At 48.0% G+C, this 20,712-nt stretch carries 24 protein-coding genes; 13 read left to right on the forward strand and 11 right to left on the reverse strand.

Annotated features, from left to right (window positions below):
- Window positions 1-10: 10 nt before the first annotated feature.
- Both rpoZ and gmk read right to left on the reverse strand, forming a co-directional pair.
- Window positions 11-286 carry a DNA-directed RNA polymerase subunit omega gene (rpoZ, locus tag OOJ59_RS06610; RefSeq protein ID WP_000135058.1) on the reverse strand — a complete coding sequence of 92 codons (276 nt, stop codon included), beginning with the start codon at window positions 284-286 and terminating at the stop codon, window positions 11-13.
- Window positions 287-340: 54 nt separating this feature from the next.
- Entirely contained in the window at window positions 341-964 is a 624-nt protein-coding gene (gene gmk, locus OOJ59_RS06615; RefSeq protein ID WP_151217029.1) for a guanylate kinase, read from the reverse strand.
- Window positions 965-1,227: 263 nt separating this feature from the next.
- Between gmk and ligB the strand changes: the two genes are divergently transcribed.
- Window positions 1,228-2,907: an NAD-dependent DNA ligase LigB gene (gene ligB, locus OOJ59_RS06620; protein ID WP_160955958.1), complete on the forward strand. Its 1,680-nt coding sequence runs from the start codon at window positions 1,228-1,230 to the stop codon at window positions 2,905-2,907.
- Here the strand turns inward: ligB and OOJ59_RS06625 are convergent.
- Entirely contained in the window at window positions 2,904-3,521 is a 618-nt protein-coding gene (locus OOJ59_RS06625; protein WP_038635410.1) for a trimeric intracellular cation channel family protein, read from the reverse strand. The two genes, ligB and OOJ59_RS06625, sit on opposite strands and share 4 nt — an antisense overlap.
- A 443-nt stretch (window positions 3,522-3,964) precedes the next feature.
- On the opposite strand from OOJ59_RS06625, the gene OOJ59_RS06630 reads away from it, so the two are divergent.
- Together OOJ59_RS06630 and OOJ59_RS06635 are read left to right on the forward strand one after the other, a co-directional pair.
- Entirely contained in the window at window positions 3,965-4,636 is a 672-nt protein-coding gene (locus OOJ59_RS06630) for a hypothetical protein (RefSeq protein WP_160955959.1), read from the forward strand.
- A gap of 13 nt (window positions 4,637-4,649) precedes the next feature.
- Window positions 4,650-5,090, forward strand: a complete 441-nt coding sequence (locus OOJ59_RS06635) for a hypothetical protein (RefSeq protein WP_085049109.1) — start codon at window positions 4,650-4,652, stop codon at window positions 5,088-5,090.
- Between the two features lie 101 nt (window positions 5,091-5,191).
- Here OOJ59_RS06635 and OOJ59_RS06640 read toward each other — a convergent pair whose 3' ends face one another.
- Window positions 5,192-6,055, reverse strand: coding sequence for a YicC/YloC family endoribonuclease (locus OOJ59_RS06640; protein WP_006687630.1), 864 nt, complete (start codon window positions 6,053-6,055; stop codon window positions 5,192-5,194).
- A 125-nt stretch (window positions 6,056-6,180) separates the two neighbouring features.
- Here OOJ59_RS06640 and rph point away from each other — a divergent pair, with 125 nt between their 5' ends.
- Together rph and pyrE are read left to right on the forward strand one after the other, a co-directional pair.
- Window positions 6,181-6,897: a ribonuclease PH gene (gene rph, locus OOJ59_RS06645; protein ID WP_003024054.1), complete on the forward strand. Its 717-nt coding sequence runs from the start codon at window positions 6,181-6,183 to the stop codon at window positions 6,895-6,897.
- Between the two features lie 65 nt (window positions 6,898-6,962).
- Window positions 6,963-7,604 (forward strand): orotate phosphoribosyltransferase, encoded by a 642-nt coding sequence (pyrE, locus tag OOJ59_RS06650; RefSeq protein ID WP_160955960.1) that lies wholly within the window; start codon window positions 6,963-6,965, stop codon window positions 7,602-7,604.
- 89 nt (window positions 7,605-7,693) lie between these two features.
- On the opposite strand, the gene slmA is transcribed toward pyrE, so the two are convergent.
- From slmA to coaBC, 3 genes are all read right to left on the reverse strand, one after another.
- Window positions 7,694-8,290: a nucleoid occlusion factor SlmA gene (gene slmA / locus OOJ59_RS06655; protein WP_160955961.1), complete on the reverse strand. Its 597-nt coding sequence runs from the start codon at window positions 8,288-8,290 to the stop codon at window positions 7,694-7,696.
- Between the two features lie 116 nt (window positions 8,291-8,406).
- Window positions 8,407-8,865 carry a dUTP diphosphatase gene (dut, locus tag OOJ59_RS06660; protein WP_006687626.1) on the reverse strand — a complete coding sequence of 153 codons (459 nt, stop codon included), beginning with the start codon at window positions 8,863-8,865 and terminating at the stop codon, window positions 8,407-8,409.
- Window positions 8,843-10,063, reverse strand: coding sequence for a bifunctional phosphopantothenoylcysteine decarboxylase/phosphopantothenate--cysteine ligase CoaBC (gene coaBC / locus OOJ59_RS06665; RefSeq protein WP_087857269.1), 1,221 nt, complete (start codon window positions 10,061-10,063; stop codon window positions 8,843-8,845). Before coaBC ends, dut begins: the two co-directional genes overlap by 23 nt.
- A 171-nt stretch (window positions 10,064-10,234) precedes the next feature.
- On the opposite strand from coaBC, the gene radC reads away from it, so the two are divergent.
- The 4 genes from radC (at window position 10,235) to mutM (ending at window position 12,451) form a co-directional block, all read left to right on the forward strand.
- Window positions 10,235-10,900: a RadC family protein gene (radC, locus tag OOJ59_RS06670; protein WP_038635368.1), complete on the forward strand. Its 666-nt coding sequence runs from the start codon at window positions 10,235-10,237 to the stop codon at window positions 10,898-10,900.
- Window positions 10,901-11,118: 218 nt separating this feature from the next.
- The gene (gene rpmB, locus OOJ59_RS06675) at window positions 11,119-11,355 is read left to right on the forward strand and encodes a 50S ribosomal protein L28 (protein ID WP_003024071.1); all 237 of its coding nucleotides are present in this window, start codon (window positions 11,119-11,121) and stop codon (window positions 11,353-11,355) included.
- A 20-nt stretch (window positions 11,356-11,375) separates the two neighbouring features.
- Entirely contained in the window at window positions 11,376-11,543 is a 168-nt protein-coding gene (gene rpmG / locus OOJ59_RS06680) for a 50S ribosomal protein L33 (protein ID WP_003024094.1), read from the forward strand.
- A 98-nt stretch (window positions 11,544-11,641) separates the two neighbouring features.
- Complete coding sequence (gene mutM / locus OOJ59_RS06685; RefSeq protein ID WP_160955962.1) at window positions 11,642-12,451, forward strand: bifunctional DNA-formamidopyrimidine glycosylase/DNA-(apurinic or apyrimidinic site) lyase; 810 nt, start codon at window positions 11,642-11,644, stop codon at window positions 12,449-12,451.
- 48 nt (window positions 12,452-12,499) lie between these two features.
- On the opposite strand, the gene coaD is transcribed toward mutM, so the two are convergent.
- Together coaD and waaA are read right to left on the reverse strand one after the other, a co-directional pair.
- On the reverse strand, window positions 12,500-12,979 hold the full coding sequence (coaD, locus tag OOJ59_RS06690) for a pantetheine-phosphate adenylyltransferase (RefSeq protein ID WP_003024099.1): 480 nt from the start codon (window positions 12,977-12,979) through the stop codon (window positions 12,500-12,502).
- An 8-nt stretch (window positions 12,980-12,987) separates the two neighbouring features.
- The gene (gene waaA / locus OOJ59_RS06695; protein ID WP_069323706.1) at window positions 12,988-14,265 is read right to left on the reverse strand and encodes a lipid IV(A) 3-deoxy-D-manno-octulosonic acid transferase; all 1,278 of its coding nucleotides are present in this window, start codon (window positions 14,263-14,265) and stop codon (window positions 12,988-12,990) included.
- Window positions 14,266-14,661: 396 nt separating this feature from the next.
- Between waaA and OOJ59_RS06700 the strand changes: the two genes are divergently transcribed.
- The 4 genes from OOJ59_RS06700 to OOJ59_RS06715 are packed head-to-tail and all read left to right on the forward strand — an operon-like array spanning window position 14,662 to window position 18,683.
- Window positions 14,662-15,786 carry a glycosyltransferase family 4 protein gene (locus tag OOJ59_RS06700; RefSeq protein ID WP_160955964.1) on the forward strand — a complete coding sequence of 375 codons (1,125 nt, stop codon included), beginning with the start codon at window positions 14,662-14,664 and terminating at the stop codon, window positions 15,784-15,786.
- The gene (rfaP, locus tag OOJ59_RS06705) at window positions 15,779-16,576 is read left to right on the forward strand and encodes a lipopolysaccharide core heptose(I) kinase RfaP (RefSeq protein ID WP_038635354.1); all 798 of its coding nucleotides are present in this window, start codon (window positions 15,779-15,781) and stop codon (window positions 16,574-16,576) included. Before OOJ59_RS06700 ends, rfaP begins: the two co-directional genes overlap by 8 nt.
- A 30-nt stretch (window positions 16,577-16,606) precedes the next feature.
- Window positions 16,607-17,626, forward strand: coding sequence for a glycosyltransferase family 8 protein (locus OOJ59_RS06710; protein ID WP_087857219.1), 1,020 nt, complete (start codon window positions 16,607-16,609; stop codon window positions 17,624-17,626).
- Between the two features lie 46 nt (window positions 17,627-17,672).
- On the forward strand, window positions 17,673-18,683 hold the full coding sequence (locus tag OOJ59_RS06715) for a glycosyltransferase family 8 protein (protein WP_121529709.1): 1,011 nt from the start codon (window positions 17,673-17,675) through the stop codon (window positions 18,681-18,683).
- 27 nt (window positions 18,684-18,710) lie between these two features.
- Here the strand turns inward: OOJ59_RS06715 and OOJ59_RS06720 are convergent, their stop codons facing one another.
- A complete protein-coding gene (locus OOJ59_RS06720; RefSeq protein WP_069323710.1) occupies window positions 18,711-19,655 on the reverse strand; it encodes a glycosyltransferase family 8 protein in 945 nt (314 codons plus the stop codon).
- Window positions 19,656-20,711, reverse strand: a complete 1,056-nt coding sequence (gene rfaQ / locus OOJ59_RS06725) for a lipopolysaccharide core heptosyltransferase RfaQ (protein WP_160956537.1) — start codon at window positions 20,709-20,711, stop codon at window positions 19,656-19,658.
- Between the last annotated feature and the right edge of the window lies 1 nt (window position 20,712).

Here is a 20,712-nt window from a genome sequence, read left to right on the forward strand (position 1 = left end):
CGCTTTGTGATTAACGACGACCTTCAGCAATAGCGGTAACGGCTTGTAATTCAGCGGCTTCCTGCTCTTGCTGTTCCTGGCGCTCACGTACGTCGAGGATCTGGTTGTTGATCAGACCTTCTTCGATTTCGCGCAGCGCGATAACGGTAGTTTTATCGTTTTCTTCCGGTACGAGCGGATCCTTTCCGCCTACCTGCATCTGACGAGCGCGACGCGCGGCGACCAGTACCAGGTCAAAACGGTTACCAATTTTCTCTACAGCGTCCTGAACAGTTACGCGTGCCATACTTAAAATGCTCCACAGGTGAAGAAATGACTGGGCATGATACTGAATGTGGGTTCAGTCTGCCAACAGTTTGCTGATTAAAGCGTCATGACGCTGCTTTTGGCGGCTCATGCGCAGACGTTCGGCGCGAATGATGGTTTTCAAATCGCCCAGGGCGGTATCGAAATCATCGTTCACAATAAGATAATCATATTCGGCGTAATGGCTCATTTCTGCAACAGCTTGCGCCATACGTTTTGCGATCACGTCTTCGCTATCCTGACCTCGACCACGAAGACGGCGGTCCAGCTCAATCTTAGAGGGCGGCAAAATAAAAATACTGCGCGCATGCGGCATTTTTTCACGAATTTGCTGCGCACCTTGCCAGTCGATATCTAAAAAGACGTCTACGCCGGATGCTAATACTTGCTCAATGGTCTCACGCGAAGTGCCGTAGTAATTACCGAAAACCTCAGCGTGTTCCAGAAACGCGTCTCTGCCAATCATGGCTCTGAATTCGTCATGGTTCACAAAGAAATAGTGTTCACCGTGCACTTCCCCCGGGCGCGGTGCGCGCGTGGTGTGCGAAACAGAAACCTGGGTGTCATACAACGGTTGGGTCTTTAATAAAGCCTGAATCAGGCTGGATTTACCCGCGCCACTGGGGGCAGAAACAATATAAAGCGTGCCTTGAGCCATGAGTATCTTAATGTATGTGATTGTCGAAAGAGAGCCTACATACGGGCTTATTATACACGTAGCCGCTATGTGACGTAGCCTTTGTCACACTTTTTGCGCATGTTTATTGCGTTTTGCGTACCCGTTTCCTGTTTTATCGGTGATTTGCAGCAATATGTGAAAAGGTCAGGAATGCTGTTCGCACAATCAATTTTTGTCGCTCTGTTTCCATTGCGCTTCGCGCTATATCTGAGCCGGGAAGCACATTGCTCAGCGGAGGCAGCATGAGGCTATGGAAATGCCTTGGCATGGTTTTACTGGTCTGGAATTTGCCGGTCTGGGCGGTATGCCCAGCCTGGTCTTCTGCCCGGGCAAACGAGGAAATTTCACGGTTACGGCAGCAGATGACGCGGTGGAATGACAGTTACTGGAAACAGGGTGTCAGCGCCGTTGATGACGGGGTTTATGATCAGCTCAATGCACAATTAACGCAATGGCAGCGCTGTTTTGGCGATGATTCCTCGTCAGACCTGTCCACCCCGCCGATCAACGGGACGATAGCGCATCCTGTCCCTCACACGGGTGTCCGTAAGCTGGCAGATAAGCAAGCGTTACAGCAATGGATGCGTGTTCGCAGCGATCTCTGGGTACAACCAAAGGTCGACGGCGTGGCGGTCACGCTGGTCTATCGCAATGGCAATCTGGTAAGAGCGATTAGCCGAGGTAATGGCCTGAAAGGTGAAGACTGGACGCAAAAGGTGCTGCGGATACCTTCCGTACCACACACGACCAAAGGTCTGCTGGCAAACAGTACGTTGCAGGGCGAGATATTTTTACAGCAGGAAGGGCATATCCAGCAACAGAGCGGGGGAATGAACGCCCGCTCAAAGGTCGCTGGAATGATGATGCGCCAGAGCAACCCGGAATTGTTACGTTCGTTGGCTATTTTCATCTGGGCCTGGCCTGATGGTCCGGCGGTCATGTCGGAAAGGCTGGAACAACTCACTGCCGCTGGGTTCAGTTTCACGCAACGCTATACCCAGCCCGTGAAAAATGCGGACGATGTCGAGCATGCCCGTACCCGTTGGTGGACTTCGGCACTCCCTTTTGTGACGGATGGCGTCGTGGTGCGATCGGGGAAAGAACCGCAGGCGCGATACTGGTTACCTGGGCAGGGAGAGTGGCTGGCGGCATGGAAATATCCGCCCGTGGCTCAGGTATCCGAGGTCACAGATATTCAGTTTTCAGTCGGTAAAAGTGGGAAAATTGCCGTAGTCGCGCTGCTGGCACCCGTCATGCTGGATGATAAACGCGTGCAACGCGTCAATATTGGCTCTGTACGCCGCTGGAATGAATGGGATATCGCGCCTGGAGATCGGATCCTGATAAGCCTGGCCGGACAGGGGATCCCGCGTATCGACGAAGTGGTCTGGCGTAGCACTCAACGCACTAAGCCAACGCCGCCTGTGGGACATTTCAATTCAATGACCTGCTTTTATGCCACGCCGGCGTGTTATGAGCAGTTTATTGCCAGACTGGTTTGGCTGGGCGCGAAAGAAGTGCTGGAATTAGAAGGTATTGGTGAAGCAGGATGGCGTAACCTTCATCAGACGTATCACTTTGAACATATCTTTTCCTGGCTCGGATTAACTCAGGAGCAGCTCCGGTCCACATTAGGCGTAAGCAAAGGGGAGAAGATGTGGCATCAGTTCAACCTGTCGCGCCATCTTCCGTTCACACGTTGGGTTATAGCCATGGGAATACCGTTAACACAGGCAACGCTGAATGCCTGTCGGGATGCTTCGTGGCAACAATTGCAGGACCGTGATGAACAAAGCTGGCGACAACTCCCTTTAATGGGGGAGCGCCGGGCACGACAGATTATTCAGTGGCTGGAGGCCAGGGAGGTCATAGCGCTGAGCAACTGGCTGGCTGCTCAGCGTATTACGGGCTTTATGCCTTAATGGCCTTCATGGCGATAATAAAATACTGGCAGGCCCAACTTCAGGCGTAGCGCCAGTAAGCGGGCGGTAAAACCGAAGAGTAGGGTAGAGATAACCACCACATCGTGGCTGGAGACGTAATGTTGCAGCACGATGTAAAGCACGGCAGCGGCAAAAGAAACACCAGCATACAGCTCTTTCTGGAACACCAACGGAATGCGTTTGCAGAACATGTCGCGTAACACGCCACCGAAGACGCCGGTAGTGACCGCAGCGACCACGGCGATAATCGGCCCGTGACCCATATCCAGCGCCACCTGTGCGCCAATAATAGAAAAGACGACCAGGCCCAGCGCATCCAGTACAAGGAATATTTTACGCAGGTAGGGCATGACAGGAGCAATAATGGTGGTGAGTACCGCAGCGGCCGCCACAATAATGACGTATTCAGGATGCTTTACCCAGCCAAGCGGATAGTGGCCGAGAAGAATGTCGCGTACTGAACCACCGCCAATGGCGGTCGCAGTGGCAATAATAATGACGCCAAATGTATCCATACGGCGACGTCCTGCCGCAAGCGCGCCGGTCATGGCTTCGGCAGTAATACCAATTAAATATAAAACGTGTAACAGCATGTATTCCCCCTGTTGTGCTGGGGGCTAAGGTTATCGATTTGTGCTCATTGTCACGATTGAGATTTTCTAAGGTGAAACGATTTTAATAACTACAGCTAATGTGAATTTGTCAGAAATGCGTTATGGCATGCTGTCTAAAGTGTTGAGTGTAATAATAAACGATGAGAAAATGTAATTCGAAGTGAAGGGGCGGAAGCGAAACGCCGGGAAAAACACGTAGTCCCGCCGTTTACTGGCGGGCTACGTATGATATTTCATTAAGCTATTACTCCTCGACCATAGGACAAGTTGACACGCCAGAAGCCATTAGGGAAGTCATCATGAGTAAACTCTGATATTCAGCGGCCTCTATTCTGAAAAATGGCCCCCTCAGCTATCGCTTCTATGTGTGTAGGGGCATTTACAGCAAAATCTTCAGCATTTAGTCAGTCGGAGTGGTAGATATGAGCGCCAGAGAAGAAATTCAGGATGGCAGAGAGGCTGGAATTTTAAGAAGTGGGATAATCTACACGGAAGTTTTGGGGTGGATAGATATGGGACATGCTCGAGGAGATGATGTTAGAAAGTTACTCTCGGATATGCACCAAGGCGAGCATTCAGGAAAGGATTATTACGATGTAAAATACACTCAAAGTATGGGAAGAGGAGGGCTTATAATTGGGAAGTTCATCAGATGGAGAATTAGAAAAGGGCGTAGCTTATTTGAACGATATAGTATAGCGCTTTCCATGATGATGGCGCTTGCTCATCGTTTTGAGGGTTTACAGTCAAATTTCCCCTTTTATCTTTACACCGACAGCGGTTTCAGTGGTGAGGATTTAGTATCCAATTTGCTGGGGTTCTACCGCGTAGTCTCATATAGTAACCCATTCCCGCTATTGCAACCCGTCAGCAAAGAGGAAGCCCTCAGACGTTGGGATTATTATGGTCCAATCGGCTCTTTTAAAAACACCTCATTCCAACCGATTTTATTTCCCGAACCTATAAAATCAGCTTTAGCTCTTCCTGTAAAAGGTGTTTTACCCTCATTCATGAGAACAGTGATACCTTACAGCGACTTTAGGTCTGGTAACGTTAAAATAGTTTCCAGAGATGGAACGGTCGTTAACTGGTAAAAAAGAGAAACATATGAAACAGGCAGTCATAATAGTGCTGATGGTAATAGCTATATGCAGCTCTTATTTCTGGCCTAATATTAAAATGAGACTTGCATGTAATGCACAATATACAGAGTTTGATAAAGCCAAATATGATTATTACACTCCCCAAGTTTTTAAAAAAATGCCGAGAATATCCCAAGTATATGACTTTAATTATACGAACATTTCTGGCCCTAAGGCTGATGTATGGAGTGTGACGTTCCATGATACCAGGGATACGTGGAAAATTAGTGAATATCTCTCAATGGTGGGCTATGAAAAACAGGAAAAATGCGATATAGAGGCAGAATGCTGGCGCCTCAGGGGATCTGATGAAGTACTGACAGTCGTGAAGATGAACAGCAGCAACGCTGTTCGGGTTGATATTCTGAAGAGTCTTTATAACGACAAATATATGCCAGATAAATAAGTATTCAATTTTATATAAGCCAGTACTTACTGGAGGTACGGATAGCCTGCATTGAGCAGGCTATCTAGTACGTTACGATAGCATAGGCATGGTACGCAAAATTACTCGATATTCTGAATTTGCTCGCGCATTTGCTCGATCAAGACTTTCAGTTCAATTGCGGAGTTAGTCACTTCGGCATTGATAGACTTGGATGCCAGAGTGTTCGACTCACGGTTGAATTCCTGCATCATGAAGTCCAGGCGACGGCCAACCGCCTCTTTTTTCTTCAGAATGTTGTAGGTTTCTTTGACGTGAGCTTCCAGGCGATCCAGTTCTTCAGCCACGTCGATACGTTGTGCCATCAGCACCAGCTCTTGCTCAAGGCGGTTATTTTCCAGTTGCACCTGTGCGTCTTCCAGTTTGGCTACCAGACGCTCACGTTGCCATTGCAGAATTTCCGGCATATGCGCACGTACCTTCGTCACTTCAGCGCTGACGCCTTCCAGACGCTGCTCGATCAGCGCCTTCAGCGCCTGACCTTCGGTTTCACGCGCAACGATAAAGTCATCCAGCGTACCGTCAAGCGCAGCGAGGATTTCGGCGGCAATGGCGTCCAGATCTTGCTCCTGGGCTGCCATTACGCCAGGCCAACGCAGGATATCAACCGGGTTAATTTCACCTTCATCACTCTGCATCTTGACCCAGTTAGCAGCACTCACGAGCTGTTTAGCGAGCTTTTCATTCAGAATCAGCTCGCCCTGAGCGCTGGCATCCGGCTCAAAACGCAGCGTACATTCGATCTTACCGCGCGTCAGACGCGTGCGGATGCGTTCGCGAACCACGGGTTCGAGACTACGGAACTGTTCCGGCAGGCGAAAATAAGTTTCCAGATAACGCTGGTTTACCGAGCGCATCTCCCAGGTTGCGCTACCCCATTCACCCTTGATTTCACGCCGGGCGTAGGCGGTCATGCTGCGGATCATAGACGTTCCTGTTTTTAAAGATGAGATGGGAGGATTATAGCCATCCACGTCTTGTCAGGATAGGAATAACCGTCGGAAGTCCGTATAATGCGCAGCCACATTCGTTTCAAGCCGGAGATTTTATCATGCGTCCAGCAGGTCGTAGTGCCAATCAGGTGCGTCCCGTCACCCTGACCCGTAATTATACAAAACACGCTGAAGGCTCCGTGCTGGTCGAATTTGGTGATACCAAAGTGCTGTGTACCGCTTCTATTGATGAAGGCGTCCCACGTTTTCTGAAAGGTCAGGGCCAGGGCTGGATCACCGCAGAATATGGCATGCTGCCACGCGCCACGCACACCCGTAACGCCCGTGAAGCGGCGAAAGGTAAGCAGGGCGGTCGTACCATGGAAATCCAGCGTTTGATCGCCCGCGCACTTCGCGCTGCTGTTGACCTGAAGACGCTCGGTGAATTCACTATTACGCTGGACTGTGATGTTATTCAGGCTGATGGCGGTACGCGTACTGCATCGATTACTGGCGCATGCGTTGCGTTGGCGGATGCGCTGAACAAACTGGTGGCGAGCGGTAAGCTGAAAACTAACCCGATGAAAGGGATGGTTGCCGCGGTTTCCGTGGGCATTGTCAACGGTGAAGCGCTCTGTGACCTCGAGTACGTTGAGGACTCCGCCGCAGAAACTGACATGAACGTGGTGATGACTGAAGATGGTCGCATTATTGAAGTGCAGGGCACGGCGGAAGGTGAGCCGTTCAGCCATGAAGAACTTCTCACCCTACTGGCATTGGCCCGAGGGGGAATCGAATCCATTGTAGCGACGCAGAAGGCGGCGTTAGAAAATTGATTTTAAAGGCGACTGAAGAGTCGCCTTTTTTTTGTCTGTAATAAAGTGAGATGAGGAGCGAATCCATGAAACCGTATCAGCGCCAGTTTATTGAGTTTGCGCTTAGCAAGCAGGTACTAAAGTTTGGCGAATTTACGCTGAAATCCGGGCGCAAAAGCCCCTATTTCTTCAACGCCGGGCTATTTAATACCGGGCGCGATCTGGCACTGCTAGGCCGTTTTTATGCCGAAGCGCTGGTGGATTCCGGCATCGAGTTCGATTTGCTGTTTGGCCCAGCCTACAAAGGTATTCCGATTGCGACCACCACCGCCGTTGCGCTGGCGGAACACCACGATAAAGATTTACCGTACTGCTTTAACCGTAAAGAGGCGAAGACCCATGGTGAATGCGGTAATCTGGTAGGTAGCGCACTTGAGGGGCGTGTCATGCTGGTGGATGATGTTATCACCGCGGGAACAGCAATTCGTGAGTCGATGGAGATTATTCAGGCTAATGGCGCTACGCTTGCTGGGGTACTGATTTCTCTTGATCGTCAGGAACGCGGTCGTGGCGAGATTTCAGCGATTCAGGAAGTGGAACGTGATTATGGTTGCAAGGTAATTTCGATCATTACCCTGAAAGACCTGATTGCGTATCTGGAAGAGAAGCCTGAGATGGCAGAACATTTGGCAGCAGTGCGGGCATACCGAGAAGAGTTTGGGGTTTAATCGTCGCTGAATTGCCCGGTGGCGTTAAGCTTACCGGGCCTACGGGTTGCACAGGCCGGATAAGACAAAGTCGCCATCCGGCAATCGTGTTACTGCAATTGAGCGGCAACCAGCGGCCAGCGGGTGTCAAAATCATCCGTTGGTCGATACTTAAATTCGCTACGTACAAACCGGGACAACATTCCTTCGCAGAAAGCCAGTAACTGGCTGGCCAGCAGCGTTTCATCCACGGTGTAACCTTCGCCTTCACGCATTCTTTTTTCGCGCAGAACCTGGCGTAACTGGGTCTCAATACGTTCGAAAAGCTGATTAATGCGGCCTTGCAGACGATCCTGTTCAAACATGAGCGCATGCCCGGTCAGAATGCGCGTCAGACCGGGGTTACGTTCACCGAAGCCTAAAATCAGCAGAACGATCAGACGCAGACGTGCGCTGGTGTCCTTTTCATCTTTTAAGATCAGATTGATACGGGTAATCAGACTATCTTCGATAAACTCAATCAGACTATCGAACATGCGAGTCTTGCTGGGAAAATGGCGATACAACGCCGCTTCGGAAACGCCTACAGAGGCTGCCAGTTTCGCTGTCGTGATGCGTTGGCTTCCATCGCTGGACTCAAGCATCAGTGCCAGAGACTGAAGTATTTCTTCGCGACGATTCCTTTTCGCAGTTTGCTTTTCTACCATGTTACAAAATACCCCTGAAAATAAGCTCTTGCCAGGCAGGCATCCACACAGCGACCGCAAACGGCTGTTTGCGGTGTGTTATTGCGTTATTACGCTGTGGGATACTTTTCTGCGGGTTACTTGCGCCCGGAATGGCCGAAGCCACCTTCGCCACGATCGGTGGCTTCAAACTCTTCCACCAGATTAAATTCAGCCTGCACGACCGGTACAAATACCATCTGCGCGATACGTTCGCCCGGTTCAATCGTGAAGCTGTCCTGACCACGGTTCCAGATAGATACCATCAATTGTCCTTGATAGTCGGAATCAATCAGACCGACCAGGTTGCCCAGTACGATGCCGTGCTTATGGCCCAGCCCGGAACGTGGCAACATCACCGCCGCCAGAGAGGGATCGGCAATGTGGATGGCTAACCCGGTTGGCACCAGCGTAGTTGCACCTGGCGCCAGCTCTACGGCGTCATCAAGACAAGCACGCAGGTCAAGTCCGGCAGAGCCAGAAGTGGCGTACGTCGGGAGCGGAAATTGTTGCCCTACGCGCGGGTCCAGAATCTTAACGTCGATTTTTTTCATCATAACGGGTCACGATCTCGTCGAGTAATAATTGGCCCAGGAGTTCTTTACGCTCAAGCGGTAAGATTTTATCTCCATCCTGCCAAAAAAGGTGTAATGCGTTGCTGTCGCTGTTAAACCCTTGATTTGATAGCGAAACGTCGTTAGCACAGATCACATCAAGGTTTTTGCGGATGCGTTTTTGCCGGGCATATTCTTCCACATTATTTGTTTCGGCGGCAAACCCAACGACAAAAGGACGATTAGCATCCAGTGCGGCAACACCGGCGATAATATCCGGGTTTTTGACCATTTTTACTGTTAATTCATCACCCTGCGTCGCCTGTTTTTTGATTTTTTCGGGGGCGACGGTCTCGGCGCGATAATCAGCGACTGCGGCGCAGCCGATAAAAATATGCTGTTGTTGCACCACAGATTGCACGGCGGCTTGCATCTCCAGTGCGGTCATCACATCAATGCGCTGCACAAATGGCGGTGTGGGTAACGAAACAGGTCCCGACACCAGCGTGACGTTTGCCCCGCGTTTTGCGGCAGCGGCTGCGATAGCAAATCCCATTTTTCCGGAGCTGTGATTGGAAATGTAACGCACGGGATCCAGCGGTTCACGCGTCGGGCCCGCCGTAATCATGATATTGAGATGTTGCAGATCGTTGACAGGCGAGAAATGTTCTGCGGCCATATCGACAATCGTCAACGGATCCAGCATGCGTCCAGGACCGACATCGCCACATGCCTGGCTACCACTGTCAGGACCCCAAATGAGCAAACCTCGCGAGGCAAGAATGCTCAGATTGTGCTGGGTCGCGGCAGCGCGGTACATCTGCTGGTTCATGGCTGGCAGCACAGCAACAGGAGCAGGCGTTGCCAGACAAATCGTTGAAACCAGATCGTTAGCCATCCCCGCGGCGACGCGGGCAATCAGGTCTGCCGTAGCAGGCGCCAAAATAACCAGGTCGGCCCATTTCCCCAGCTCAATGTGGCCCATCGCGGCTTCGGCGGCGGGGTCAAGCAGGCTGTCGGAAACGGGATAACCCGAAACCGCTTGTAAGCTCAGGGGAGTAATAAACGCTTTTGCCGCTTCGGTCATCGCCACGCGGACGTCAGCGCCGCGTTCCCGTAAACGACGCACCAGTTCAGGGGTTTTGTACGCAGCAATGCCGCCACTGACGCCAAGTACGATTTTTTTACCGGCCAGGCTCATCATGATCTTTCCTGTTGGGTTTCACCAGAAGGCGGATATTTTATCACAATCCGCAATGAGTCGTGCTTTTGCCCGCGCTTCAGTTTGCGAGCCGCTACGAAGAAGTGATAACAGAGCGTCGATTCGCGACAAGCGTTATGCCACTATGCGGACGCGAAAGGAGGGGAAAGCATGGAAAATACAGGACGTATGATGCCCCGGGAAAAGCTGTTGGCGCAGGGGGCTGGTTCACTTAGCGATGTTGAGCTACTGGCGCTTTTTTTACGCACCGGGATTCTGGGTAAAGATGTGCTGACGTTGGCAAAAGAGTTGATCCAGCATTTTGGTTCGCTGTATGGCCTGTTATCAGCAGACTATATGGCGTTTAGCCACGTTCATGGCATTGGCCTGGCGAAGTATGCGCAGCTTAAAGGGATTGCCGAACTGGCAAGGCGCTACCATAACGTGCGAGTGATGGAAGAGCGCGCGTTACTTAGCCCGGAAATGGCGCGAGAATTTCTGCAAAGCCAGCTCGCGCAAGAGGAACGCGAGATCTTTCTGGTGATCTTTATGGATTCTCAACATCGTGTGATTAAACACAGCAAACTTTTTTCCGGCACGCTTAGCCATGTTGAGGTGCATCCACGAGAAATTGTGCGTGAAGCGATAAAAATGAATGCGTCAGCGGTGATCCTTGCCCATAATCACCCTTCGGGTTGTGCAGAGCCGAGTAAAGCAGATAAACTCATCACCGAGCGTGTTGTGAAATGCTGTCAGTTCATGGATATCCGGGTGCTTGATCATCTGGTCATTGGGCGCGGAGAGTACGTTTCTTTTGCGGAACGCGGTTGGATTTAACGCACTTTACGCGATCCATCGGGATCTTTGTCTGTTCGGGACTTGAGCATAACGCCGGGTCAGCGTATACTACGCCACCTTTGAGAATCTCGGGTTTGGCATTTGGGCCTGGCAATCGAGAGTTCACTTAGAACTACGCGATGACCGGGCTGTAAAGCCTGACGAGGCGCCGATACCCCATACGAAGCTCGAGCTAATTTGATTTTTGGAGAATAGACATGTCCCGAGTCTGCCAAGTTACTGGCAAGCGTCCGGTGACCGGTAACAACCGTTCCCACGCACTGAACGCGACTAAACGCCGTTTCCTGCCTAACCTGCACTCTCACCGTTTCTGGGTTGAGAGCGAAAAGCGTTTTGTCACCCTGCGTGTATCTGCTAAAGGTATGCGTGTTATTGATAAGAAAGGCATCGAAACAGTTCTGTCTGAACTGCGTGCCCGTGGCGAAAAGTACTAAGTACTAAGAGGAAATAAATCATGGCTAAAGGTATTCGTGAGAAAATCAAGCTGGTTTCTTCTGCTGGTACTGGTCACTTCTATACCACTACGAAGAACAAACGTACTAAGCCGGAAAAACTGGAACTGAAAAAATTCGATCCAGTTGTCCGTCAGCACGTTCTCTACAAAGAAGCGAAAATCAAGTAATTCTCGCTTTGATGTAATAAAAAACCTCGCTTCGGCGGGGTTTTTTGTTTTCTGGCCGTCCCCATATTAATGTGACCTGATACATCGCCGGAGATACTATGCCTGAATTACCTGAAGTCGAAACCAGCCGCCGTGGTATTGAGCCGTATCTGGTTGGGGCAACGATTATGCACGCGACTGTGCGTAACGGTCGTTTGCGTTGGCCGGTATCCGAGGAAATCTACCGGTTGAGTGATAAACCCGTTCTCAGCGTACAGCGGCGCGCGAAATACCTGTTGCTGGAACTGTCGGATGGTTGGATTATCATTCATCTGGGGATGTCGGGTAGTTTGCGTATCCTTCCTGAAGAGCTTCCGGCAGAAAAGCATGACCACGTCGACTTAGTGATGAGTAACGGCAAAGTCCTGCGCTATACCGATCCTCGCCGTTTTGGCGCCTGGCTGTGGACGACAGAGCTCGATGGGCATAATGTTCTCGCTCATCTTGGACCAGAGCCACTGAGCGACGATTTCAACGCCAGTTATCTGCAGCAGAAATGCGCGAAGAAGAAAACCGCGATTAAACCCTGGCTGATGGATAACAAGCTGGTGGTGGGGGTAGGTAATATCTATGCCAGCGAGTCGCTGTTTGCAGCGGGTATCCATCCTGACCGTCTGGCGTCATCTTTGTCGCAGGATGAGTGCGAACTACTGGTGCGCGTCATTAAGGCGGTTTTGCTGCGTTCGATCGAACAGGGTGGAACGACGCTGAAGGACTTCCTGCAAAGCGACGGTAAGCCGGGCTATTTTGCCCAGGAGCTGCAGGTCTATGGGAGAGAAGGCGAACCCTGTCGCGTATGCGGCGCGCCGATCATTGCGACAAAACACGCCCAGCGTACGACGTTCTACTGCCGTCGCTGTCAGAAATAACATTCGTTGCTGGCCGGATAAGCTTTATGTCTTATCCGGGCAGACGTATTACTTTAGTTTACTCATTAACGCCTGATGGACGTTTTCCGGCAGAAAGTGCGTCACATCTCCCTGGTGGCGGGCGACTTCTTTCACCAATGACGATGAGATAAATGACCACTCTTTAGACGGCATCAGAAAGACGCTTTCCAGTTGCGGCATCAGGTGGCGGTTCATGTGGGCCAACTGCATTTCATACTCAAAATCTGCTACCGCGCGCAGGCCACGGATCAGAATGTTAGCCTGATTATCACGGGCAAAGTTTGCCATTAAGTCGCTGAATCCCAGAACTTCCACATTGCCGAGATGCGCCGTTGCCTGTTGCGCCAGCTCGACGCGTTCTTCAAGGGTAAACATCGGTTTTTTACTGGGACTTGCGGCAATCGCCAGGATCACGTGATCGAACATGCTGGTCGCACGCGTCACGATATCAAGATGGCCGTTAGTTATGGGATCGAAGGTTCCTGGATAAATCGCCCGTTTTTGCATGATTTGCCTCAATGCGTTTTGGGTGGCAGATAAGGTTCCAGCAGCTGCAGCAGGCGCTGTAGCGCGCCCTGATTTTGATACAGGACTTCAACTGCATGACGGCCATAAAAATTACGATAATCGGCATCGGTCAGTAAAGAAGAGACCTCTTTCACCAGCGTGGTTGCGTCGGTGACGGTGATCAATCCGCTTGCCTGTTCGAGACGAGCACAAATATCTTTAAAATTAAAGGTATGTGGCCCCATCAGTACCGGAATGGCGTGTGCCGCGGCTTCCAGTGGGTTGTGTCCGCCACGTTCAACCAGTGAACCACCGACAAAAGCAAGGTCAGCAATGCCGTAAAGCAACATCAGCTCGCCCATGGTGTCGCCGATAACGACCTGAGTATCTGAGGATGGAACTTCGCCAGAAGAGCGTGTGGTATAGCTTAGCCCAGCCTGGCGTACGAGGTTAATGGCATCCGGGAATCGCTCAGGATGTCTGGGAACCAGGATCAGCAAAAGATTAGGAAACTGATTTAATAACGCCTGGTGGGCTGCAATGATAATGCTTTCTTCACCATCGTGCGTGCTGGTTGCAATCCACACCGGGCGATGAGGCGCCCATTGACGACGCAACGTAATCGCTTTGGCGGCCAACTGTGGCGTGACGGAAATATCAAACTTCAGGCTGCCGGTGACGGTGACCTGATTGCTCCTGGCGCCAAGCGTAATAAAACGAGCGCCATCTTCTTCGTTCTGTGCGGCAATCAACGTAATTCGACGCAGTAGCTTACCAACAAATTTGCCTAATTTTGCGTAGCCAGCGGCTGAACGCGCAGAAAGCCGTGCGTTGGCGATGACCAGAGGAATACCGCGTTTATGGAGTGCCGCGATCAGATTTGGCCACAGCTCGGTTTCCATGATTAACACCAGCTTGGGGTCAACTTTATTCAGGAAACGGTTCAAAGCATCCGGTAAATCGTATGGCAGATAAATGTGCTGAACGTCAGTACCAAACGCGGATTGTACGCGCTCAGAGCCGGTTGGCGTCATGGTGGTTACCGTGATCGGCAAGTCGGGATAACGATGTCGCAGAGCACGGACTAATGGAATAGCTGCCAGCGTTTCGCCCACAGAAACTGAGTGAAGCATGATGCCGCCTGGTTTTAGCGGACGGCGGTAAAAACCGTAGCGTTCACCCCAGCGTTTACGGTAGGCCGGAGCCTTACGTCCGCGCACCCAAAGCCGTATCCAGATCAAAGGCTGAATAAGGTAGAAAAGGGCGGTGTAAAGCAATTCGAGCATAATGGTAGCTAACTTATGAATGTGCTGGGGATTCTATGTATTTAACTATGGCTTTACCATCATTTTTATCCAGGTCGCAGCAAAACGATGGAATCGTCGCGGCACTGTTTTAATCGGCGGCATTTTTAAAAATGCCTATGAACGTACTGACGCGGCTTAACGTCTTGTGCGGCGCGTGTTTTAAGGTGAATGCGTTAATTTTATATCTTTTTGTTTTTAATGATTTATTTCTTTATTTTGTTCAAAAAATATTCGTTTCGGAATGCGTGGTAATAAATGATATACTACTGCGCAATTTCAGGTAGCTAGCCGGCAGAAACGTTTCGAAAACATGGGCGGTAAACTTTGGATGTATCAGACCTGCTATGCCTGGCGACGCGATGCGGATATTAATGCATGAATATTGCTTTTTGTTTGTACAAGTATTTCCCCTATGGTGGGCTACAGCGTGATTTTCTGCGAGTAGCGCTCACGGTTGCTGCGCGAGGTCATCATGTTCAGGTGTTTACCCAGTCATGGCAGGGCGAACGTCCGGAAAGACTCGAAATTATACTCGTACCCGTCACAGCCAGAACTAATCATGGGAAAAACGAGCAATATTATCAGTGGGTTCAGAATTATTTAAGTCAGCATCCCGTCGATCGTATCGTTGGTTTTAATAAAATGCCTGGGTTGGATGTGTATTACGCCGCCGACGTTTGCTATGCGGAAAAGGTCGCCCGCGAGAAGGGCTTCTTCTATAAGTTGACGCGTCGGTATCGGCACTACTCTGCATTTGAAAAAGCGACGTTTCAACAAGGTTCCGGTACCACGCTTTTGATGTTAACCGATAAGCAAATCGGTGATTTCAAACAGCATTATCATACCGAGAGCCAGCGTTTTCGTATTCTGCCGCCAGGTATCTACCCAGACAGAAAATACAGCCTGCAACCTGAAAACAGCAGGCAGATTGTCAGAGAAAAGAATGGTATTGCTCTCGATCAGTTCCTGCTTCTGCAGGTCGGATCAGATTTCAAGCGTAAAGGTGTGCCAAGAAGCTTACAGGCGTTGGCTTCTTTACCTGAGACTATACGTCACCGTACTCAGTTGATGGTTGTTGGTCAGGATAAGGCCGATCGTTATCGTGCTCTGGCCCGCCAATTGGGTATTGAAAAGCATGTGCAATTCTTCTCGGGGCGAGATGATGTCGCTGAATTGATGTCCGCTGCTGATTTATTGCTTCACCCGGCAGTTCAGGAAGCCGCTGGTATTGTCTTGCTAGAAGCCGTAGTTGCCGGGCTGCCAGTATTAACTACTGAGGTATGCGGCTACGCAGGTTATATCACTGCCGCCCGATGCGGCGTGGTGATTCCTGAACCTTTTGCGCAGGAAAATTTGAATACAGCGCTTTTCGATGCGCTGCAAAATAATGAGCAGAGAAGTCGTTGGGCTGGAAATGCGCGACATTTTGCTGATACAGAAGATCTCTACAGTCTGGCAGATAAAGCTGCAGATATCATTTTAGGTCTCGAAAATGATTGAATTGAAAGAACCATTTGCCACCCAATGGCAAGGAAAAGACCCGTTCACGGAAGTCACTAAGCTGGATGGCGAGGTTTTTCGCGCTCTGGAAACTCGGCGTACCCTGCGTTTTGAGATGATGGGAAAAGGTTACTTTCTTAAATATCATCATGGGACCACGCTTAAAGAAGTGGTGAAAAACCTGATTTCTCTGCGCATGCCTGTGCTTGGCGCGGACCGGGAGTGGCTGGCGATTCACCGTTTGCAAGCACTGAATGTGGATACAATGACGGGGGTTGCTTTTGGACAGAAAGGGCTGAATCCGTTAGAACGAACCTCATTTATTATCACCGAGGATCTTTCTCCTGCCATCAGTCTTGAAGATTTTTGCGCCAATTGGGGAGTTGAACGGCCCGATTTTGTATTAAAACGGACCATTATTACCCGCGTGGCGGAAATGGTGGGTAAAATGCATCGAGGTGGGGTAAATCATCGGGATTGTTATATTTGCCACTTCCTGCTCCAACAGCCGATGCCAGCAGATGTTGCGGATATCAAACTCTCTGTGATTGATCTACATCGTGCTCAAATACGTCAGCAGGTACCACGCCGCTGGCGGGATAAGGATTTGATCGGGCTCTATTTCTCCTCACTGGAAATTGGTCTAACGTCCAGAGATATCTACCGTTTTTTACGTGTCTATTTTTCGATGCCATTACGTGAAATCTTTCGTCAGGAAGTCAGGTTGTTTGAACAGGCTGTCACAAAAGCGCAAAAAATAAGACAAAGAACAATAAGAAAAGCGCTATAAATTACACATGAAGTTTGAGGCTATTTTATTATGAACATCGATTTCCAGAAGTTGATCATTCAAAAACATATCATCGACAGCTCTACGCATGACAAGAGTAAAAAACTAAGCGTTGCGTATGGTGTTGATCGTAATTTTTTGTTTGGATCTGGCATTTCTATGACCTCAGTATTAGTGAATAATCCTGATATTGATATCCATTTTTATATCGCCACTGACTATATTGATGACGACTATCTGGAAAGCATAAAACGACTGACACAAATGTACAGTACGACCGTGACTGTCCTTGTTTTCGATAATGCGGCATTTCGTGAACTGCCGAGCACGAAAGCCTGGACTTATGCAATGTACTATCGTTACTTTGCATTTGAATATTTAAGCACCGAATTAAGCTCGGTACTGTATCTGGATGCCGATGTCATTTGTAAAGGTTCTCTACGGGAACTTACTGAGATTAATTTCTGTGGGGAATATGGTGCTGTCATTAATGATGTTGATGAAGTGCGAATTAAATCCGGTACCAGACTCGGTATCCCTGAACTGAGTAATGGGTATTTTAATTCTGGTGTTGTATTTGCGAATCTCGAAGTATGGCGTGAGCAGCAGTTGTTAACTAAAGCATTTTCTATATTAGACAAACGCCAAAAAGAATTGCTTTATTTCGATCAGGACGTACTCAATATTTTGTTTGTTGGGAATGTTATTTTTCTGAGAAGAGACTTTAACTGCATTTATGGCGTTGATCAGGAGCTCAAAAATAAAAACGATAAGATTTATCAGGATTTTATTACCGATGATACGGTATTAATTCACTATGTGGGCGTCACTAAACCATGGCATTCATGGGCTAAATACCCGGTGGCTAAGTTTTTTATTGATGCATATCAGAAATCCGCATGGGCGGAAAAGTCTCTGTTAAACGCAAACACAGCCAAGTTGTATAAACGTAAGTCACGACATGAAAGAGTGCAGCGAAAATATATCCGTTCTGTGCTAAGTCATGTTATGTATATAAAAAATAAACTACATAATGCACGGTCGCACTAGTCTGTTGTGCAGATAATTTTCAGATAGCATAAAAAAGGTGTAGTACATGAATTTTGATTGTCATCAGTCTATCAAGGATACCATTGAGATCTTTGGTGCTCCAGCAGATCATACCCCGCAGCTGAATATTGCATGGGGGGTTGATCAGAATTTTATGTTCGGAGCGGCAGTTTCGATGTCGTCCGTTTTACTACATAATCAAGATATCAGCATTCATTTTCACCTTTTTACTGATTATATTGATTCAGATTATCGACAACGGCTTGAAAAACTAGCAAAAATTTTTGCTACTAATATAACTGTCTATGTAATGAATGCTGAAGGACTAAAGGTCTTGCCATGTGGAAATGCCTGGTCTCATGCGACTTATTTTAGATTTATTGCATTTGAATATCTTAGTGAAAAAATCGATAGTTTGCTCTATATTGATGCCGATGTGGTATGTAAGGGTTCGTTGATTGATTTAACGAATATCAAATTTGAGCATCATGTTGCTGCTGTTATCCAGGATGTTGATGATAGTCGCTCATATGCCGCTACTCGTCTTAACGTTCCAGAGTTTAATGAGCAATATTTTAATGCTGGGGTTATTTTTGCTAATTTAAAGGAATGGAAGGAACAACAATTTTTCTCTAAAGCATTTTCTACTCTGTTAGATAAAACTAAGAAATTTGCGTTTCTTGACCAGGATGTTTTGAATATCATGTTTTTGGGGAAAACTATTTTCTTACCACGAATTTATGATGCAATATATGGTATTAAACAAGAGCTTAAGAGCAAAGATATTTCAAAATATAAAGAGTTTATAACGCCTGAAACCATTTTGATTCATTATATAGGCGTTACCAAGCCATGGAATTCATGGGCTAACTATCCTTCAGCACAGTATTTTGTTGAAGCGTGGAAGTCTTCTCCATGGGCTGATGTTCCTTTGTTACCAGCCAGAACACCAAAGCAATACAAAAAGAAATCACGGCATGAAAGGCTACAAGGAAAGTATTTCGCTTCAGTAATTAGCTATATCGGCTATTTACGTGCAAAGTTACAAAGTAAGTAAAAAAACTCCCGAAAGGGAGTTTTTTATTTAGCGTAGTTTTGTCTTGAGATATTTCAGATACCATTTGATAGAAGCGCAGTAATTTCCCCTTTTGGCTTCCTGGCGTGAGTAAACCCGATAATCAGTAGGTCTCATTCGTGGAGCATAAGAGCGCATTTCTGTGTTCTGCCATGGTGTGAAATGATGGTAGAAAAGATACAGTTGCTGTGAAAGCCCAGTGTGTTCTTTATACCATGGCTTTCGTCCACCGGTGAAATGGATAATGCGTGGCAGGATATCTTTTTGATAGAAGAAACTCTCTTTTTGTTGGTCGTTAAACCAGTTAAACAAAAAATTCCATCGATTATCAATAAATTTTACGTTGCCATCCATTGCAATATTCAGAGCATCTTGATCAAAGTAAGGTAGAGTTTTTCCTTGTTCAAATAGAACAGTATTTGCTTTGTTTTCGATGTCGAATTTAATCCAATTTGCGATATTAATATACAAAAAACCAGCATTGAAGTAATGACCCGTACTGAGACCCAAGCGTTTGGCATTTTTTGTATCATGGATATCGAGCGAGTCGTGGCTGACTGCGCAAATGACGTTACTGATATCAATACTGTTAATATCATTGAGTTTATCGAAACACAGAGTGTCTGCATCTAAATAGATAAAGTACTCAACTTTATCTTTTAGTAAGCGCGGAACGGCAAGGCGCATATAGGTTGAACGGTTCAGGTGTTTGATTGCAAAGTCATTGTTATATTTCTCAATCTCTTCTTTATCAATATTGATAACCTGAATTTTATCGCTGGTTGCGCGCAGTTTATTGATTTCGTCGTCTGAGACGTCATAGACAAAAACGAAAAATGACAAGTCTTGTCCAGGGTTGTTCATTATGACAGACATAATGGACACTGCTACATATTCCAGATAATTGGCATCTGTACAGTAAGCAATATTAATAACGTTTTTTTTGTTGTCCATCTATGCTTTCTCATTGCCTTTATTATTGCCACTATCATGAAGTACCCTATCGATAGCGTCAATCACGGCTTGCTCCGGTATCCATGTTAAATATTTTTTTGACCTGTCGAGTTCATCTCTGGGAGGCATGGGATGGTAATCGCCAGCCCAAATCAATACAGCATTATCTGACCATGGTCTCCATTGCTGATAATTGGTTGCCCCAAACAGGCAAACCTGTGGTGTTCCTAATGCTGCCGCCATATGCATAGGCGCAGAATCGACCCCGATGTAAAGAACCGCATGGTCGATCAACGCGGCCAATTGCAGGAAGGTTGTTTTGCCTGCCAGTGTCAGGTCAGGTGATGATTGACACTGTTCAGCAATACGCTGGACTTGCTGTTGTTCACTCAATGCTGGCCCACAGGTTAGGTAAACATGCAGGCCACGCTGATGCAGATAGTCAATCACATGGGCAAATTTATCATCATCCCAACATTTGAATTCTTGTCTGGCAGTAGGTTGAATAACGACATATTTTTGTGAAGGTAATGCCGGAAGTTGGGAAACCAAATAGTGGTAATCATCCCGGCGGTAGTGCAGTGACATCTCTCTTTTCAGATCGGTCTCGCTAAACCCAACACCTTTTAGAATGGAGAGATTTTGTTCAACTATGTGCGTACCGGTCAGCGGTGTAACCCGTGAAAAAAGCTTGTTCCATTGTTTCTTATCACGCTCAAATGCAATTGAGGGGCGACGTAATGAGGCAATAAGAGCGCCAATCGGCCACTGCTCGGTTAAATTAACGATCAGGTCGTAGTGGTTTTTTTTCAGCTGTTGGCGCACTGAAAGATAATTTTTTACTGTATCTAAAAGGCCTTTCTTTTTCTCAATGAGATAAAACTCATTAATACTTTCATTTGCTGCCAAAATTGATTTTGTATCTTTATAAAGAAGCAGATCGATTTTAGCATGAGGATAACGAGCCTGAATGCTGGCAATGACAGGTGTTGTTAATAGAACATCACCATAAAATTTGAGCTTGCAAATAAGAACACGGTCGACTTTATCAAACATG

Origin of the sequence: Citrobacter sp. W9 (genome assembly GCF_026719375.1) — a bacterium.
Classification (GTDB): Bacteria; Pseudomonadota; Gammaproteobacteria; order Enterobacterales; family Enterobacteriaceae; genus Citrobacter; species Citrobacter werkmanii.

Coding starts and splice junctions, on each gene's coding strand:
- coaD (WP_003024099.1), bottom strand. CDS start 12,979: ATGCAAAAACGGGCGATTTATCCAGGAACCTTCGATCCCATAACTAAC.
- OOJ59_RS06710 (WP_087857219.1), top strand. CDS start 16,607: ATGAACATCGATTTCCAGAAGTTGATCATTCAAAAACATATCATCGAC.
- rfaQ (WP_160956537.1), bottom strand. CDS start 20,711: ATGTTTGATAAAGTCGACCGTGTTCTTATTTGCAAGCTCAAATTTTAT.
- radC (WP_038635368.1), top strand. CDS start 10,235: ATGGAAAATACAGGACGTATGATGCCCCGGGAAAAGCTGTTGGCGCAG.
- rpoZ (WP_000135058.1), bottom strand. CDS start 286: ATGGCACGCGTAACTGTTCAGGACGCTGTAGAGAAAATTGGTAACCGT.
- rfaP (WP_038635354.1), top strand. CDS start 15,779: ATGATTGAATTGAAAGAACCATTTGCCACCCAATGGCAAGGAAAAGAC.
- OOJ59_RS06630 (WP_160955959.1), top strand. CDS start 3,965: ATGAGCGCCAGAGAAGAAATTCAGGATGGCAGAGAGGCTGGAATTTTA.
- OOJ59_RS06640 (WP_006687630.1), bottom strand. CDS start 6,055: ATGATCCGCAGCATGACCGCCTACGCCCGGCGTGAAATCAAGGGTGAA.
- ligB (WP_160955958.1), top strand. CDS start 1,228: ATGAGGCTATGGAAATGCCTTGGCATGGTTTTACTGGTCTGGAATTTG.
- OOJ59_RS06700 (WP_160955964.1), top strand. CDS start 14,662: ATGAATATTGCTTTTTGTTTGTACAAGTATTTCCCCTATGGTGGGCTA.
- OOJ59_RS06625 (WP_038635410.1), bottom strand. CDS start 3,521: ATGCTGTTACACGTTTTATATTTAATTGGTATTACTGCCGAAGCCATG.
- coaBC (WP_087857269.1), bottom strand. CDS start 10,063: ATGAGCCTGGCCGGTAAAAAAATCGTACTTGGCGTCAGTGGCGGCATT.
- OOJ59_RS06720 (WP_069323710.1), bottom strand. CDS start 19,655: ATGGACAACAAAAAAAACGTTATTAATATTGCTTACTGTACAGATGCC.
- rpmG (WP_003024094.1), top strand. CDS start 11,376: ATGGCTAAAGGTATTCGTGAGAAAATCAAGCTGGTTTCTTCTGCTGGT.
- pyrE (WP_160955960.1), top strand. CDS start 6,963: ATGAAACCGTATCAGCGCCAGTTTATTGAGTTTGCGCTTAGCAAGCAG.
- rph (WP_003024054.1), top strand. CDS start 6,181: ATGCGTCCAGCAGGTCGTAGTGCCAATCAGGTGCGTCCCGTCACCCTG.
- mutM (WP_160955962.1), top strand. CDS start 11,642: ATGCCTGAATTACCTGAAGTCGAAACCAGCCGCCGTGGTATTGAGCCG.
- gmk (WP_151217029.1), bottom strand. CDS start 964: ATGGCTCAAGGCACGCTTTATATTGTTTCTGCCCCCAGTGGCGCGGGT.
- OOJ59_RS06635 (WP_085049109.1), top strand. CDS start 4,650: ATGAAACAGGCAGTCATAATAGTGCTGATGGTAATAGCTATATGCAGC.
- dut (WP_006687626.1), bottom strand. CDS start 8,865: ATGATGAAAAAAATCGACGTTAAGATTCTGGACCCGCGCGTAGGGCAA.
- slmA (WP_160955961.1), bottom strand. CDS start 8,290: ATGGTAGAAAAGCAAACTGCGAAAAGGAATCGTCGCGAAGAAATACTT.
- waaA (WP_069323706.1), bottom strand. CDS start 14,265: ATGCTCGAATTGCTTTACACCGCCCTTTTCTACCTTATTCAGCCTTTG.
- OOJ59_RS06715 (WP_121529709.1), top strand. CDS start 17,673: ATGAATTTTGATTGTCATCAGTCTATCAAGGATACCATTGAGATCTTT.
- rpmB (WP_003024071.1), top strand. CDS start 11,119: ATGTCCCGAGTCTGCCAAGTTACTGGCAAGCGTCCGGTGACCGGTAAC.